General features: G+C 56.9%; 15 protein-coding genes. 6 read left to right on the top strand and 9 right to left on the bottom strand.

Annotated features, from left to right (window positions below; genetic code table 11):
* Positions 1-65: 65 nt before the first annotated feature.
* The 4 genes from SE16_RS14565 to SE16_RS14550 are packed head-to-tail and all read left to right on the top strand — an operon-like array spanning position 66 to position 4,251.
* Positions 66-638, top strand: a complete 573-nt coding sequence (locus SE16_RS14565; RefSeq protein ID WP_054493107.1) for an RNA 2'-phosphotransferase — start codon at positions 66-68, stop codon at positions 636-638.
* On the top strand, positions 625-2,181 hold the full coding sequence (locus SE16_RS14560) for an ABC transporter ATP-binding protein (RefSeq protein ID WP_054493108.1): 1,557 nt from the start codon (positions 625-627) through the stop codon (positions 2,179-2,181). The genes SE16_RS14565 and SE16_RS14560 overlap by 14 nt, the downstream gene beginning before the upstream one ends.
* A gap of 45 nt (positions 2,182-2,226) precedes the next feature.
* Positions 2,227-3,300 carry an ABC transporter permease gene (locus tag SE16_RS14555; RefSeq protein WP_060687787.1) on the top strand — a complete coding sequence of 358 codons (1,074 nt, stop codon included), beginning with the start codon at positions 2,227-2,229 and terminating at the stop codon, positions 3,298-3,300.
* Positions 3,301-3,303: 3 nt separating this feature from the next.
* Positions 3,304-4,251: an ABC transporter permease gene (locus SE16_RS14550; RefSeq protein WP_054492855.1), complete on the top strand. Its 948-nt coding sequence runs from the start codon at positions 3,304-3,306 to the stop codon at positions 4,249-4,251.
* A 66-nt stretch (positions 4,252-4,317) separates the two neighbouring features.
* Here the strand turns inward: SE16_RS14550 and SE16_RS14545 are convergent, their stop codons facing one another.
* The 9 genes from SE16_RS14545 to SE16_RS16090 all read right to left on the bottom strand — a co-directional run bounded on the left by SE16_RS14545 (position 4,318) and on the right by SE16_RS16090 (position 12,444).
* Positions 4,318-4,737 (bottom strand): OsmC family protein, encoded by a 420-nt coding sequence (locus tag SE16_RS14545; protein ID WP_054492853.1) that lies wholly within the window; start codon positions 4,735-4,737, stop codon positions 4,318-4,320.
* A gap of 48 nt (positions 4,738-4,785) precedes the next feature.
* Entirely contained in the window at positions 4,786-5,400 is a 615-nt protein-coding gene (cofC, locus tag SE16_RS14540; protein WP_054492852.1) for a 2-phospho-L-lactate guanylyltransferase, read from the bottom strand.
* Entirely contained in the window at positions 5,393-6,337 is a 945-nt protein-coding gene (gene cofD, locus SE16_RS14535) for a 2-phospho-L-lactate transferase (RefSeq protein ID WP_054492851.1), read from the bottom strand. Before cofD ends, cofC begins: the two co-directional genes overlap by 8 nt.
* Before the next feature lie 33 nt (positions 6,338-6,370).
* On the bottom strand, positions 6,371-6,994 hold the full coding sequence (locus tag SE16_RS14530) for a nitroreductase family protein (protein ID WP_160316975.1): 624 nt from the start codon (positions 6,992-6,994) through the stop codon (positions 6,371-6,373).
* Between the two features lie 35 nt (positions 6,995-7,029).
* The gene (cofE, locus tag SE16_RS14525) at positions 7,030-7,803 is read right to left on the bottom strand and encodes a coenzyme F420-0:L-glutamate ligase (protein WP_054492849.1); all 774 of its coding nucleotides are present in this window, start codon (positions 7,801-7,803) and stop codon (positions 7,030-7,032) included.
* Positions 7,804-7,806: 3 nt separating this feature from the next.
* Positions 7,807-8,490, bottom strand: a complete 684-nt coding sequence (npdG, locus tag SE16_RS14520; RefSeq protein ID WP_054492848.1) for an NADPH-dependent F420 reductase — start codon at positions 8,488-8,490, stop codon at positions 7,807-7,809.
* A 102-nt stretch (positions 8,491-8,592) separates the two neighbouring features.
* Positions 8,593-9,060: a V4R domain-containing protein gene (locus SE16_RS14515; protein WP_054492847.1), complete on the bottom strand. Its 468-nt coding sequence runs from the start codon at positions 9,058-9,060 to the stop codon at positions 8,593-8,595.
* Complete coding sequence (locus tag SE16_RS15580; protein ID WP_161804561.1) at positions 9,057-11,780, bottom strand: P-loop NTPase fold protein; 2,724 nt, start codon at positions 11,778-11,780, stop codon at positions 9,057-9,059. The genes SE16_RS14515 and SE16_RS15580 overlap by 4 nt, the downstream gene beginning before the upstream one ends.
* 64 nt (positions 11,781-11,844) lie before the next feature.
* Positions 11,845-12,444, bottom strand: coding sequence for a helix-turn-helix transcriptional regulator (locus SE16_RS16090; RefSeq protein WP_161804560.1), 600 nt, complete (start codon positions 12,442-12,444; stop codon positions 11,845-11,847).
* 392 nt (positions 12,445-12,836) lie between these two features.
* On the opposite strand from SE16_RS16090, the gene SE16_RS14500 reads away from it, so the two are divergent.
* Both SE16_RS14500 and SE16_RS14495 read left to right on the top strand, forming a co-directional pair.
* Complete coding sequence (locus SE16_RS14500) at positions 12,837-14,159, top strand: hypothetical protein (protein WP_152968836.1); 1,323 nt, start codon at positions 12,837-12,839, stop codon at positions 14,157-14,159.
* A 305-nt stretch (positions 14,160-14,464) separates the two neighbouring features.
* On the top strand, positions 14,465-15,787 hold the full coding sequence (locus SE16_RS14495; RefSeq protein ID WP_060687781.1) for a hypothetical protein: 1,323 nt from the start codon (positions 14,465-14,467) through the stop codon (positions 15,785-15,787).
* Positions 15,788-15,811 lie beyond the last annotated feature (24 nt).

The following is a 15,811-nucleotide window of genomic DNA, read 5'->3' as shown; positions in this document are numbered from 1 at the left end:
CCAACAGCAACCCGTCTATGGCGCGGGGGTCTCTTGAAAGACCCCCGCGTTCGCTGTATCACCCCATGCCGAACAGAAACGCGCAACGCCGAAACCTGAGCAAGTTTCTTAGCCTGGTGCTTCGGCATCGTCCGGAGGTGCTGGGGCGCTCCCTGGACCCCGCGGGCTGGGTGGATGTGGAGGCGCTGATACAGGCGGCGCAAGCGCACGGGCGCAGGTTCACGCGCGACATGCTGGAAGAGGTCGTGGCAACGTCGCCCAAGCGTCGCTTTGAGTTCAGCGCCGATGGGCGGCGCATTCGCGCAACGTATGGGCACTCCATCCCTGTGGAACTGGGGTTGGAACCGGTTGCGCCGCCTGCGCGGCTCTTTCATGGCACGGTGCGCCCACGGCTGAACGCCATTTTGCGCACGGGGTTGTTGCCTCAACAGCGCACCCACGTGCACCTTTCGGACGATGTGGCGACGGCGCGGCGCGTCGGGGCGCGGCATGGGCGCGATGTGGTGGTCCTGGCGGTGGATGCCGCCCGTATGGCGGCGGATGGCTGGCGCTTCTATCATCCAGCCCCCACCATTTGGCTGACTGAGCGTGTTCCGCCTGACTATTTGCAATTGGTGGATGACGATGAGCAGACCTGAACACGTACACCCAACCGAACCGAACGAGCGCCCGCTTGCCGTGGATATGCGCGGCATTGTCAAGCGCTTCCCCGGTGTGATAGCCAACGACCATGTGGATTTTCAGGTGCGTTGGGGTGAAATTCACGCCCTGCTGGGAGAAAACGGCGCGGGCAAGTCCACCTTGATGAGCATTCTATCGGGCTTGTACCAGCCCGATGAAGGCGAGATTTGGATTGACGGTCGGCGCGTGGTCTTCCATTCACCGCGCGATGCGATTGCGGCGGGCATTGGCATGGTCCATCAGCACTTCATGCTGGTTGAATCGCACACCGTCGCCGAAAATGTGATGCTGGGCTTGCGCGAAGCGGGGTTCATTCTGCACCCGGAGCGCATTGAAAGCGAAGTGCGCCGCATTGGCGAGCAGTACGGCTTGCCGGTAGACCCCTCGGCGCGTGTCTGGCAACTTTCTGTGGGGGAACAACAGCGCGTCGAAATCATCAAGATGCTCTATCGCGGCGCCAAAATTCTCATTCTGGACGAACCCACGGCGGTGTTGACGCCGCAGGAAGTGGAGCAACTCTTCCAGACGTTGCGCCGGATGGTCGCGCGCGGGGAAACCATCATTTTCATCAGCCACAAACTGGATGAAGTGCTCTCAATCGCCGACCGCATTACCGTGTTGCGGGACGGCAAGAACGTGGCGACCGTCAACGCCGCCGACGTGACCAAGAACGAACTGGCGCGGCTGATGGTGGGGCGTGATATCCTCTTCCAGGTGCAGAAAACGCCCGCCACCCCCGGCGAACCGCGCCTGGTGTTGCGCGATGTGGTGGCGCGCAACGACCGCGGCCTCATCGCGCTGGACCACGTGTCGCTGACGGTGCACGCGGGCGAGATTGTGGGCATTGCGGGCGTGGCGGGGAATGGGCAAACCGAACTCGCCGAAGTCATCTACGGCATGCGCCTCGTCGAAGCCGGCACGATTGAGATCGGCGGGCGTGATGTGACGAATGCGCACCCGCTGGTGACGATTGAAGCCGGCGTGGCGTATGTCCCCGAAGACCGGCGTGGGATGGGGAGCGCCCCCAACCACAGCGTCGCCGAAAACCTGGCGTTGAAAGCCTATCGCCGCCCGCCGATTGGGCGCGGCGTCTTCATTGACCGCGCGCGTATGCGGGCGATGGCGCGTGAATTGGTGGCGCGCTTCCAGATTGCCACGCCGTCGGTCGAAACCCCCGTGCGCAAGTTGAGCGGCGGCAATTTGCAAAAAGTCATCCTCGCGCGTGAGATTTCGGGACACCCGCAGGTGATTATCGCCGCCTACCCGTCGCGCGGGCTGGATATCGGCGCGACCGAGACCGTCCACCGCATTTTGCTGGAAGCCCGCAATCAGGGGACGGCCATCCTGCTCATTTCCGAAGACCTGGACGAGATTTTCTCGCTGGCGGATACCATCGCCGTGTTGTACGAAGGGCGGGTGATGGGTGTCATGCCCGCCGACCAAGCCGACTTGGAGACGGTTGGCTTGTTGATGGCGGGCGAACAACCGCCCAACGCTTGACCTGGCGACTGATGGCGTTGAGAGTGGAGCGAATGGGTTGAGGCTATGCCACGCATTCGGATCGAACGACGCATTGAACAACCGGCTTGGCTGACGTGGGCGTCGCCCATCATTCTGATAGGGGCGGCGTTGTTGGTGGGGGCTTTGCTCTTGCAGATGGCGGGGGCAAACCCCTGGTTGGTCTATCGGCGTATGGCGGAAACAGCGTTCGGGAGCCGCTACGGCTGGTCGGATACGACAATCAAAGCCACGCCGCTCATTCTGGCGGGGTTGGGCGTCTCGGCGGCGTTCCGCATGGGGTTGTGGAACATTGGCGCCGAGGGGCAACTCTTTTTGGGGGCGTTTTTTGCCAGCGGCGTCGCGCTCCACTGGCTTCCACCGGACACGCCTCAGCCGCTCATGCTGGCGGCGATGGGGGTGGCGGGCTTTGTGGGGGGCGCGTTGTGGGCGGCGCTGCCCGGTTTGCTCAAAGCCTGGCTCAACGTCAACGAAATCATCACAACGCTGATGCTCAACTACGTGGCGATTTTCTGGAACAACTACTTCATCTACGGACCGTGGAGCCAGCGCGGTTTTGGACTGACGCCGCAGTTCCCCAAAAGCGCCTGGCTGCCCCGCCTGACCGACTATGCCGCCGCCGTGCCCGCGTTTCGTGGGCTGACCGCGCATTTGGGGATTGTGCTGGCGCTGGTGCTGGCGCTCATCCTGTGGGTGGTGTGGCGGCAAAGCAAATGGGGCTTTGAAGTGAGCATTATCGGCGACAACCCGCGCGCCGCCCGCTATGCCGGCATGCACATTCGCCGCAACATTCTGCTGGTGATGCTGTTGAGCGGTGGGCTGGCTGGGCTGGCGGGATTCAGCGAAGTGGCGGGGGTGGTTCACCGTTTGCAAGAACGCTTCTCGCCCGGCTACGGCTTCACCGCCATCATCATCGCGTGGTTGGCGCGGTTGCACCCGCTGGCGATTGTGCTGGTGGCGTACCTGTTCGGCGGCTTGCTGGTCGGGGCGGCCGAAATCCAGCCGGCGGGGATTGCGCAGATGTTGCAGGGCGTCATCCTCTTTGTGGTGGTGGGTGGCGATATGCTCTTGCGCTACACGATTCGGATTGAGCAGGAGTGAACCATGGAACTGGCATTGCTGGTGAACATTCTGGCGGCTGGTGTGCGTTCGGGCACGCCGATGCTCTTTGCCACGATTGGCGAAATTTTCGCCGAGCGCTCCGGCGTGCTCAACCTGGGCGTGGAAGGCATGATGCTCATGGGCGCGATGAGCGCTTTTGGAGTGGCGCACGCCACGGGCAACCCGTGGTTGGGGGTGCTGGTGGCGATTGCCATGGGGGGCTTGCTGGCGTTGTTGCATGCGTTCGTGGTCATCACCTTGCGCGCCGACCAGGTGGTGAGCGGCCTGGCGCTCACGTTTCTGGGGACGGGGCTGAGCGCGGTGCTGGGTGCGCCGCTAGTGGAAGTGCGCCAAGCGCCGCGGTTGCCCGCGTGGGATGTGCCGCTGTTGGCGGACATTCCGCTGCTGGGGCCGATTTTCTTCCAGCACAACGTGATTGTGTACCTGGGGTTTGTGCTGGTGCCGCTGGCGTGGTTCTACATGTACCGCACGCGCCCTGGGCTGGAATTGCGCGCGGTGGGCGAATACCCCGCGGCGGCGGACGTGATGGGGGTGAACGTCTACCGCCTGCGCTACGCCTACACCGTGCTGGGCGGCATGCTCGCCGGTCTGGCGGGGGCGGCGCTCAGCCTGGCGATTACGCCCCTGTGGGTGGATGGCATGACCGCCGGGCAAGGGTGGATTGCGGTCGGGCTGGTGATTTTCGCCGGCTGGGACCCCGTGCGTGCGGCGGTGGGGTCGTATCTGTTCGGCGCAATCAAGCGCCTGCCGCTCGATTTGCAGAGTTTCGCCTTCTTTTTGCGCAATCCGGCAACGGGCTATTTCGCCAACATGCTGCCGTATCTGTTCACGATTGCGGTTTTGGTCATCAGCGCCCGCGAGGCGGCGCGGCGGCGTTTGGGCGCGCCGGCGGCGCTGGGCGTGCCCTATGTGCGTGAAGAGCGCACATAGCGGCGGTTGGGCGAATGAAAACGGCGGAGCACGTGGCTCCGCCGTTTTTGGTGTGTGCGCCTTGGGTTATGAGACCAGCCGCGCCGTCAGCCGAATGTCAGGCCCCGCCAATGCTTTGGAGACGGGGCAACCTTCTTTGGCTTGCGCCGCAAAGGTCTGGAATTCTTCCTCACTCAGTCCGGGTACGTCGGCTTCGCAATCCAGTTCGATAAGGCTGATGGTCGGACCATCCGTCAGGTGGACGGTGGCGCTGGTGCGAATGCTGTTGGGCGTGTAGCCGGCTTTGGTGAGCAACGCCGACAGGAACATGGAGAAACAGCCGGCGTGTGCCGCGCCAATCAGTTCCTCGGGGTTGGTGCCTTCGCCTTGCTCAAAGCGCGAGGCGTAGGTGAACGGTCCTTCATACCCGGCGGCGGGCAGTTTCAGCGTGCCGCGACCATCTTTGAGCGTACCTTGCCATTCGGCAGAAGCGGTTCGTGTGGGCATATGCGCCTCCTTTTTTGGGGTTGGTTGGCAAGGGAAGTATAGCGAAAGTCAGAGATGCGCGAAAAGGTGTGCAATGTTGCGCCAGTCGGCGGGGGTGTCCAAATCGTGCATGAGACCGGGGCGGCGCACCAGACGCGCGCGCACGCCCCGCTGTGCGGCCTGTTGCAGATGGCGCAGGGCGCTCGCGCCTTCAAACATGGGGCGAATGAGCGCGGGGGGGCGAATGAGCAGGGCGTTCGTGCCCAGGTTGGCGTGGTCGGGGGCGATGACGACCGCCGGCGCATGCCGCCCGGCGCGGGCGCACGCCACCACGTCGGATGGCGTGAGGCGCGGCAGGTCGAGCGGCAGGATGAGCACCGCCCCGGCGCCGCGGCGGATGGCGGCGTGCACCCCTTGTTGGACGGCGGCGTTCAGCCCGTGGGCGGATTCAACCAGCGGCAGAAAGCCGTAGCGGCGTGCGAGCGCCAGCCATTGGGCTTCGCGGCTGACGACGATGCCGCCGGCAATGCCCGCCGACGGCGCGGCAAGCTGGACGGTTGCCAGCACGTGGTGCAGCAAGCGGCTGACAAGGCGCGCGCGGCGGCGTTCGTCCAGCACGTCGGCGAGCCGCGATTTGGCGAGCGCGGCTCGCTTGGCGGGCACAATCACCCAGAGGTCAGACATACTCCATGCGCTCCAAAATCTGTTGCGCCAGGCGCTGGCGGTCTTCGCGTGTTTGCATGAGCGTGTCGGTGACGATGACATGCATGCCCAGCGCTTCGATGGCGTCGCGCTGGTCGGCGTCGCGTTCATCCAGCACGAAATGGCTCACCAAGCCGGCGTAGTGGTGCGCCACGGCGAGCGCCGAGGGTTCTTGCTCCAGTTCGCGGAACATTTTGGCGGCGGGACCTTTCACCGCTTCGCCGCCAATGATGGGAGAAACCGCCACGATGGGAACGGCTTGCGCCCAGAGACGTGCGCGCAGGTTTTCCACCGCCAGAATGGGGTCAATGCTGACGAAGGGGTTGGATGGGCAGATGATGACGATGTCGGCTTCTTTCAGCGCGCTTTTGACTTCGGGCGTGAGGGTGGCGCGTTCGATACCGCGGAACATGATGCTTTGCAGCACCGGTTCGCACCGCCGCGCCACAAAGTACGTTTGAAAATCCAAAACCCCTTCGTCGGTATGGACGATGGTACGCACGTCGTCGTCGGTCACCGGCAGAAGGGTGGCTTCGATACCCAGGGCGCCCGTGAGCCGTTGGGTGATTTCGGTCAACCGCATGCCTTGACGCAACCAATGCGAGCGCAAGATGTGCGTGGCGGTGTCTTTGTCGCCCAGTTTGAACCAGGGCGATTCTCCATAGGCGGCGAGCATGTCCAGCATGGCGAACGTGTCATCTTTGACGCCCCAGCCCGTGGTGGGGTTGGCGACGCCCGCCAGCGTGTACATGACAGTGTCCAGGTCGGGGCAGATGCGCAAGCCCCAGAGTTCGAGGTCGTCGGCGACGTTGCCAATGATGGTGAGACGCTCACCACAGTGGTGATACAACCCGTCGGCGAGTTTTGCGCCGCCGACGCCACCGGCAAGCGCGACAATGTGGCAGGTCTCCGTGCTCATTGGCTTCTCCCATGCGTTGGTTGGGCTGGCATTCTACGCCTCATCGTACCAGCGTGTCAAAGTGCTGACAGGGTGGCGCGGTCGGTCGCGACCGGTGTTTGCCGGCCACCCCAGCGTGATGAGGGCTTGGGGTTCCCACGTTTCCGGCAGATGCAGAGTGTCGCGCACGGTTTGGGGGCAGAAGAGCGGCGCGCAGAGCCAGCACGCCCCCAGCCCCGCGGCGTGTGCGGCAAGCAGCAGGTTCTGGCAGGCAAGCGCGACGCTTTGCGCCGCCATGAGCCACTCATTGCGCCGGCGGTGTTCGTCGGGGTAGGTGTCCATGTCTTCCATGGTCAGGCAGGCGAGGATGAGCACCGGTGCGGTGCTGATGCGGGCGCGCGAACGGGCGACGATGCGCTCGGCTTCATCCACGGGCACCCCGTCGGCGAGCAAATCGCGGCGGAAGGGAACCGCCATGGCGTCGGCGAGGCGACGGCGCATGTCGCCGGTGATGACCGCCCAGCGCCAGGGTTGGCGGTTATGGGCGGAAGGCGCGCGCCCGGCGATGGCGAGCAAGCGTTCGATGAGGGCGCGCGGGACGGGTTCGTCGCGATAACGGCGAATACTGCGCCGTGAGCAGGCCAGCGCTTCAAACGTGTTCAGACGGTCTTCGTTCATGCGTGTTCCTTCGGTGCTGTGCTCCGGCATGGCGTTTAGCGGAACAGGTCGAGTTCGCGGGGGCGCACCAGTTGGCGGGCGGTGGCCTGTTCGTCTGGTTGGTAGTGTGCCCCGCGGATGAGCACTACCGGGCGCCCTTGTGCGGTTTGCCCTTGCAACAGGCTGGCGGCCGCCGCCAGTTCGTCGGCGGTGGCGATTTCGCTGGTCTGCATGGTGTAGCCGAAGAGGTCTTTTTCGCCGCGCAGGTCGCTTACCGGTGCCAGCCCGGCGACGCCGATCGCGACGCCCATTGCCCCGATGCGGAAGGGTCGCCCGTGGGTGTCGTTGATGATGACGGCGATGGTTGCGCCGGTGGCTTCTTGCAGGCGTTGGCGAATCATGCGGGCGGAAGCGTCGGGGTCTTTGGGAAGCAGAAGCACGTAGTCGTCGCCGTCGTCGCCCTGCTGGACGTTGCTCCGGTCAATCGCGGCGTTGGCGCAAATCCAGCCGTGGCGATGCTCGGCAATCACCAGGCCGGGGCGTGTGCGCACAATCTCGCGCGATTCGCGCAAAACCAGTTCCAGAAAGCGGGGGTCTTTGCCGGTTTCACGCGCCAGCGCGTCGGCTTCGGGCGATGGTACAACGTCCGCCAGGCGGATGAGCCGCCCTTCGGCTTTGGAGACCACCTTGTGCGCCACCACAAGCACGTCGCCGTCTTGCAGGGTGAGGCTGTTGGCGGCGAGCGCGTCCAGGATGAGGGCGGGCAAGTCGTCGCCCGGTTGCACCAGTGGGAAGCCGTCCAGGGCGGTGATGGTGATGTGCGCGGGCATGGGTTATGCCTCGTCGGGGCGCGGGATGTTGGTGATGCGGATGCCCGCGCCTTTGGATTTGTAGCGCTTGTTGATGCCGATGAGGATGGGCGTCAGCCCTTCGACAACGACGGCGTTTTGGAGCGGTCCCGCATGCAGCCCGACCATGCCGGCGGCGTGCGCCAGTTGGATGACGGTTTCGCGGGCGTCGGGGTCGTCGCCGCAGACCAGCACGTCACAGTTGACGTCGGCGTCGAGGTCTTGGAGTTTGTGCGCTGAGACGTTTTGGAAGGCGGCGACCACGCGCACGTTTTCCCCCAGCAGGGCTTGCGCTTGCTGCGCGGCGGAGCCGCCTTCGGGGATGAAGACGCGCGTGACGTGGGGCGGTTGCAGGGGGACGGTGCAATCCACCACGATTTTGCCCTGCACCTGCTCGCGAATGCCTTCGAGGGTGGACTTGTGGGCGCTGTACGGGACGGTGAGCACCACGATATCGCCGGCGGCGGCGGCTTCGGTGTTGGGCAAGCCGCGCAATGTGCCGCGGGCGCGCTCGCCGAGGGCGGCGCGCAGTTCTTCGGCGCGGGTGTGGGCTTTTTCAGCCGAGCGCGAACCGATGATGACGGTGTAGCCGGCGGCAACCCAGCGCATGGCAAGCCCCGATCCTTCGGCGCCGGTGCCGCCAATGATGGCAATCGTTGGCATTGACATGGTTGGTACTCCTGTGGGATTGGTTGGCAACGCAGGTGGGCACGATTGTACCCAAAAGAAAAGGCGAGGCAATGCCTCGCCCTTCTGGTGTGCGTTGCGCCATCAGTCCACTTCAAAAATGCAGTGGTCGCTCCCGCTAGCGACGCAGGCGGTTTCGCGCACCTTCACGGAGCGCCCCAGCGCCGCTTCGAGGAAGCCCGCCATGTAGCCGGCGATGGGGTGGCAGACGGGCTTTTTGCTTTGCATTGTGCCGGCGAGTGCGGAATTGTACACATGGACGCGCAAGGTTCCGTCTGTGCGTTCCAGTTCGGCTTGCCCCCAGCCGGAATGGTTGAAGCCAATCAGCGCCGCCCGGAGCAAATCTTCGCCGCTCAGTCCCAGTTCGTTTTGCAGAATAGCCACACCTTGCTCACCGGCTTTCTTGCCGGCATTGTAGAGAATGCCGCCCAGCCCAAAGCCGGCCATTTTGAAGATGTTTTCGTAAAGGGTAGCCAGCCCATCGCGGGCGAGCAGGACGGAGTGGGATTGAATGAGGTCGCGGATTTGTTGTTCGTTGATTGTGGTGCTCATGGGGAATGCTCCTTGGTTGGTTGGGTTTTTAGGTAGCAAAACTTTTCTATATAGTGGTTGAATTCCTGTATTTGTTGTTCATCAAAGTCTTCAAAGTATTTGTCGGGTTGAAATTCTTTTATAATGTAGGCTGTGGCTAGGATTATTGGAGGTATTTTCTTATCTTTAGGTGTGAATTTTTGTGTTTGACGTGCTAACGCAATAGTGAGACGTAGATAGTTGATGAATTTTTTGATGCGTCTTGGGTTACTGTTTATGATGTCAGGATCTTGGCAGATTTTTGAGATAAGTTCTTTATGGGTTTCCAGGAATGTTGATAAAGTATATTGTTTTTCGTTGTTTTCACTAGGCTTTTGACCAGGCGTTGGTTCTGGTTCTTGACTATTGTTTTCACTAGGCTTTTGACCAGGCGTTGGTTCTGGTTCTTGACTATTGTTTTCACTAGGCTTTTGACCAGGCGTTGGTTCTGGTTCTTGACTATTGTTTTCACTAGGCTTTTGACCAGGCGTTGGTTCTGGTTCTTGACTATTGTTTTCACTAGGCTTTTGACCAGGCGTTGGTTCTGGTTCTTGACTATTGTTTTCACTAGGTTCTTGGACAGGCGTTGGTTCTGGTTCTTGACTATTGTTTTCACTAGGTTCTTGACTGGTGTTTGAAGTAATCAGAAGAGTTTCGATGTATAGTTCTATATCTTTTGGCTTCGGGATTTGAATGCTGATTTGTATGATTTTCTCAAGGTATTCATTTACGAAACTTGGATCTTTTTGGATTATTTTTTCATGTTGAATCTCAATTTGTTTCTTTATTTTTTCTTCATCAATACCTAATATAAAAATACAATTTTCGTTGTACAGGATTTGATTAATAGCTTCAAGTGTTTGAATAATATTTTCAGGTTTGCATCGATCAAGATCATCAATGAAAATAACAATTTTACTCTTTTCTGTCCCCTTAACTTTTTTAAGTAAATCAACTATGTTATTAAAATCCTTGTTAAATACATTTACAAATTCTAGATGGTCTTCGTATTTGTTTTTTGTGTATAATTTTATCTTTTGATAAAAACTTTTGGTTAATTCAAAATAATTCGAAATTGGATCCTGCGAAAGCAAATTAGCGCCTAAAACTATTAAAAATGAATAAAGTAATATATAAAAATATGTTGTATAATTATCACTAATTATATCAGGTATATTGGTATAAATAAAATATATATCGCAAGCTAAAAGCGTTATAAATAAAAGTATAAAAAAATCTGAAATTAGCTTATATTTGTTAGTTTTTAAAGAATGACAAATAACTTTCTCGTAATATGGACATAATCCTAATCCCTTGTAGATTTCAGATTCCACTTCTAATGCCAGAGCTGCCCAAACTGACTCCTTTGAGTTATGTTTCCAGGCATCAAACCAGACGGTGATAGCGTCTTTCTCTTTCAAGTCCCTTTGCGCGTCTTTTTCTTCCAAGTCCCTTTGCAATTGACGCATAAAAGATGTTTTGCCAGATCCCCAAGGTCCATTAATAGCTATCACAAAGGGACCCTTGGTGCCTTCATCTAAAATGAAATCTCTTAGCGCCTTTTTATAATCCTCAAATCCCAATGTGTCATGCAACGAATATGTGTCAGCATGAAGTCTGTTACCTAGATGCAAATCTAGGTTTTTTTCATATTTGATTTGAAATTCGATAAAATCTTTGCAAATTTTATCAATTTTATTTTTTGCTTTAACTTCTATTTCCTTAATATCATTTTGGGTTAGTTTAGGTTTAGATGTAATAGCATGGTAGATTATTTGAAGAGTAAGAACCTGATATGTTCTTAAAGAGATAATATTTTTTTCGATATTTTCTGTTGGAATCTTATTAATAAGCTTTATTAAAAAAATAATTCTCTCCTTCCGTTCCATTTTGTTTTCCTTCCAAAACGTAACCCATTCCTCCCAAACATCACCTTCGCCTAGGGATGCATTAGTCTCTAGGGATGCATTAGTCTCTAGGGATGCATTAGTCTCTAGGGATGCATCAGTCTCTAGGGATGCATTAGTCTCTAGGGATGCATCAGTCTCTAGGGATGCATTAGTCTCTAGGGATGCATTAGTCTCTAGGGATGCATTAGTCTCTAGGGATGCATTAGTCTCTAGGGATGCATTAGTCTCTAGGGATGCATCAGTCTCTAGGGATGCATTAGTCTCTAGGGATGCATCAGTCTCTAGGGATGCATTAGTCTCTAGGGATGCATCAGTCTCTAGGGATGCATCAGTCTCTAGGGATGCATCAGTCTCTAGGGATGCATTAGTCTCTAGGGGTGCACCAGTCTCTAGGGATGCATTTGTCTTTGGAGATTGATTAGATTTTTTTCTTTTTAGTTTATCTATTCTATTATCTATTTTTTCTAATATACTATTATCTATTTTTTCTAATATATCTGAAATAAACTTCCTTTTATATTCAGGTAAATCATGCTCTTTTTTTCTATAAAAATTTCTGCAATCCTCAAGATATGTTTCGAATTCAAATCCTGCAATAAATTTCTCAACACTTTCTTCGTTGCTTGAAAAATAAATATACAACACTAAAACATATTTTTTAAGCCAATCTTTTTGTTTACTAAGATTTATACTTTTATTTTTAATAGTTTCTACATACTCTCCTATCTTTTTGTCTCCCACTTCCACTATCTCTTCAGCAGTAAATCCTCTTTCAAACCAGTTATCGGACATAACCACTGCCCCCATGGTTGCAGGTTGTTTTTATTTAATCATTATATGTAGATATAAAAGGAAGTCAAAGATTTAAACCACTTCTTCGACCCTCCCTCACCACGAACAGACGAAAAAACACTTCGTGACACATCATCGCCATGTGGATCAACTCGCTGCGATTGCGCGCGCCTAACTTGCGGTAGAGGTGCTTGAGATGGGTGCGGACGGTTGTGATGGAAATGCCCAAAACCCGCGCGATTTCCTGATTGCTTGCGCCGTGTCCCAGGATGGCGAGCACCTGTTGTTCGCGCTTGGTCAGCTGCGCGAAGGGGGAAAATTCGGGCGGCGCAGTGAGGGAAGGCGCAAAAGGCAAGTTCAGCAGAGCGGCGGCGTGACGGTCGAGAAAAGTGTGCCCATTGGTGATCAGGGTGAGTGCGGCACAGAGTTCGTGGGGGTGGGGCCAGGTGGTAAAGCAGCCGTTGGCGCCCTGGCGAAGTGCGTCGGGCACAATGGCAAGCGGGGCGGCGACCAGGAGCAGAGGGGCGTTGAAATGTGTTTTGATGGCGCTGATATCGAGTGAATGGGCTGGGGAGTTGTGATCGAAAGCGAGAATGATCGTGTGGGCCGAGGCGTTGGGCAAAGGGCGATGCGGTGAGAGGCAATGTGTGGCCACGAGTGTCATCTCATGGGAAGAGCGCTCAAGCAGGTGAAGCGCCTGGTTTTCCGCTTCGGGGGTTGTGGCAAGCAGAATGAGGTGCATGGCTACACTCCTTGTATGTGGTTGAATTGAGGTTGGTTCCAGCGGAGCGCGTCGTACACGCGAGTGTGGAAAGCCGAAAATCAATAGGTGTTGATGTGTGTGAATTTTATCACTTGCGGCGCGAAGTATATCGCTATTGAACGGTCTGTCAACCATGCCAAGGCGGGCGTATGCTCCAGATACTGGGGGGGAGAGGAGAAAAAATCCTCGAAAAATCCTCGGAAAAGAGGATAGACAGAGGGGGATGGAAGGGCTACACTGGCCGGGCGAAGGCACTATCGCTGAGTCTATCAGTCGACGAGAAGGAGCGATGTATGCAGCGACAAGTGAGGTATGTCTGGGTGCTTGTGTGGGTGCTGGTCAGCCTGGTGGGTATAGGGTGCCAGGCGGCGGTGAGTAGTGAAGGCGCACCAGTGGCGGATACGGGGGCGACACGCGGCGGTGAAGTGGCGTCGTCCTCTGTGGCGGTCACGCTTAGCCCAACGGCGGCGTTGACGCCAACGGAGGCGGTTCCTCCAAGCCCGACGGCGCTTCCCACGCCAACCGTTCCGCCGGCGACGCCCACACCTGTGACGATTGACGATGTGAGTGTGGGGTTGTGGGAGAAGTTTCCCGCGGAGATTGCTGGGCAGTTGACGTTTTCGGATACAGCCCCCATGTATGTGCAGTTGAGCGGCGATGTGGTGTATTTTACACCAGGCAATCCGGGGCATGGCGGGGTTTCACGGTACAACATTCAAACGGGGGAATTGGAGCAGGAGATAGTGGCTCCGCTTTTTGAGACCAGCGAGATTGCGTTCGGCAAGGCGCGGAATGGATGGGTGCTGTTGTATGATGTTGGGATGTTCGAGGAGGAGTTTCCGTGGGTTGTGCGTGTTCTACGTGAAGAGACGGGCGAGGTGTATGACGTGTTGGCGGTGTCGGACAGGTCGAGTTGGCCGGGGCCGGCGTATGATTTTGATGGGCGTACAGTGGCGTTGGCGTATTACGTGGATGATGAAGAGGCTAATTGTGGGCCTGTGTATCTGATGACGGTTGAGGTAGAGAGTTGGGAGCAACAGATTGTAGAGACACATTGTGACTATTATGGTCCCTTTTTGTGGTGGGTTGTTGCGGTAGAGGGAGATATTCTGGTGGGGCAGAAGAATTTTCCGGATAGCGAGGGAGGTGGGAGTACGTTGCAAATGTTTGAGCGGGATGCGGAAGGGAAGTGGGTGCCGCGGGATTTTCCGGTTCATCTGCCTTACGGGAGCATGCCACGGTTTTTTGGGGATTGGCTTGTGTGGAAGGATGCCAACAACTGGGTTGCGTCGTCGCGGTTGCGCTTGTACAACTGGAAGGACCAGCGGGAGTATAAAGTGCATTTCGAGACATTGGTGCCTGAGACGGTCCAAATGTGTGGTGATTGGTTGTTGTGGAAGGCGGTTGAAGCGGGTGGCGAGAGTTTGCGGCTCTACAACCTGAAAACGGAGCGATATTACCGGCTGTACACGCCTCGGTTTATTGGTGATTATAAGTGCAATGAAAAGTGGCTGGTCTGGAGCGAAGGAGAAGACAGCCCTGGTTACCCGCGTGACAAATATGGGCTACCGCTCTGGTGGGTATGGGTCAAGTGGGCGCCGATGCCGTCGTCGTGAATCCGTGTGGAAGGAGAAAACGCCCCCGGTCAGCGGGGGTGTTTTTGTGTTGGCGAGCGGTCTACGAGGACAAACACTAGGTCGGTGACGTTCGTTCCCGTGGGGCCGGTGACGATGAGCGCGTGAGCGGTGTGGTCTGTCAACCATGCCAAGGCGGGCGTATGCCCCAGATACTGAGGGGGAGAGGAGAAAAAATCCTCAAAAAATCCTCGGAAAAGAGGATAGACAGAAGGGGATGGAAGGGCTACACTGGCCGGGCGAAGGCACTATCGCTGAGTCTATCAGTCAACGAGAAGGAGCGATGTATGCAGCGACAAGTGAGGTATGTCTGGGTGCTTGTGTGGGTGCTGGTCAGCCTGGTGGGTATAGGGTGCCAGGCGGCGGTGAGTAGTGAAGGCGCACCAGCGGCGGATACGGGGGCGGCACGCGGCGGTGAAGTGGCGTCGTCCTCTGTGGCGGTCACGCTTAGCCCAACGGCGGCGTTGACGCCAACGGAGGCGGTTCCTCCAAGCCCGACGGCGCTTCCCACGCCAACCGTTCCGCCGGCGACGCCCACACCTGTGACGATTGACGATGTGAGTGTGGGGTTGTGGGAGAAGTTTCCCGCGGAGATTGCTGGGCAGTTGACGTTTTCGGATACAGCCCCCATGTATGTGCAGTTGAGCGGCGATGTGGTGTATTTTACACCAGGCAATCCGGGGCATGGCGGGGTTTCACGGTACAACATTCAAACGGGGGAATTGGAGCAGGAGATAGTGGCTCCGCTTTTTGAGACCAGCGAGATTGCGTTCGGCAAGGCGCGGAATGGATGGGTGCTGTTGTATGATGTTGGGATGTTCGAGGAGGAGTTTCCGTGGGTTGTGCGTGTTCTACGTGAAGAGACGGGCGAGGTGTATGACGTGTTGGCGGTGTCGGACAGGTCGAGTTGGCCGGGGCCGGCGTATGATTTTGATGGGCGTACAGTGGCGTTGGCGTATTACGTGGATGATGAAGAGGCTAATTGTGGGCCTGTGTATCTGATGACGGTTGAGGTAGAGAGTTGGGAGCAACAGATTGTAGAGACACATTGTGACTATTATGGTCCCTTTTTGTGGTGGGTTGTTGCGGTAGAGGGAGATATTCTGGTGGGGCAGAAGAATTTTCCGGATAGCGAGGGAGGTGGGAGTACGTTGCAAATGTTTGAGCGGGATGCGGAAGGGAAGTGGGTGCCGCGGGATTTTCCGGTTCATCTGCCTTACGGGAGCATGCCACGGTTTTTTGGGGATTGGCTTGTGTGGAAGGATGCCAACAACTGGGTTGCGTCGTCGCGGTTGCGCTTGTACAACTGGAAGGACCAGCGGGAGTATAAAGTGCATTTCGAGACATTGGTGCCTGAGACGGTCCAAATGTGTGGTGATTGGTTGTTGTGGAAGGCGGTTGAAGCGGGTGGCGAGAGTTTGCGGCTCTACAACCTGAAAACGGAGCGATATTACCGGCTGTACACGCCTCGGTTTATTGGTGATTATAAGTGCAATGAAAAGTGGCTGGTCTGGAGCGAAGGAGAAGACAGCCCTGGTTACCCGCGTGACAAATATGGGCTACCGCTCTGGTGGGTATGGGTCAAGTGGGCGCCGATGCCGTCGTCGTGAATCCGTGTGGAAGGAGAAAACGCC

The organism is Ardenticatena maritima (assembly GCF_001306175.1).
Classification (GTDB): domain Bacteria; phylum Chloroflexota; class Anaerolineae; order Ardenticatenales; family Ardenticatenaceae; genus Ardenticatena; species Ardenticatena maritima.
This window is presented reverse-complemented; position numbering and strand designations above follow the sequence as displayed.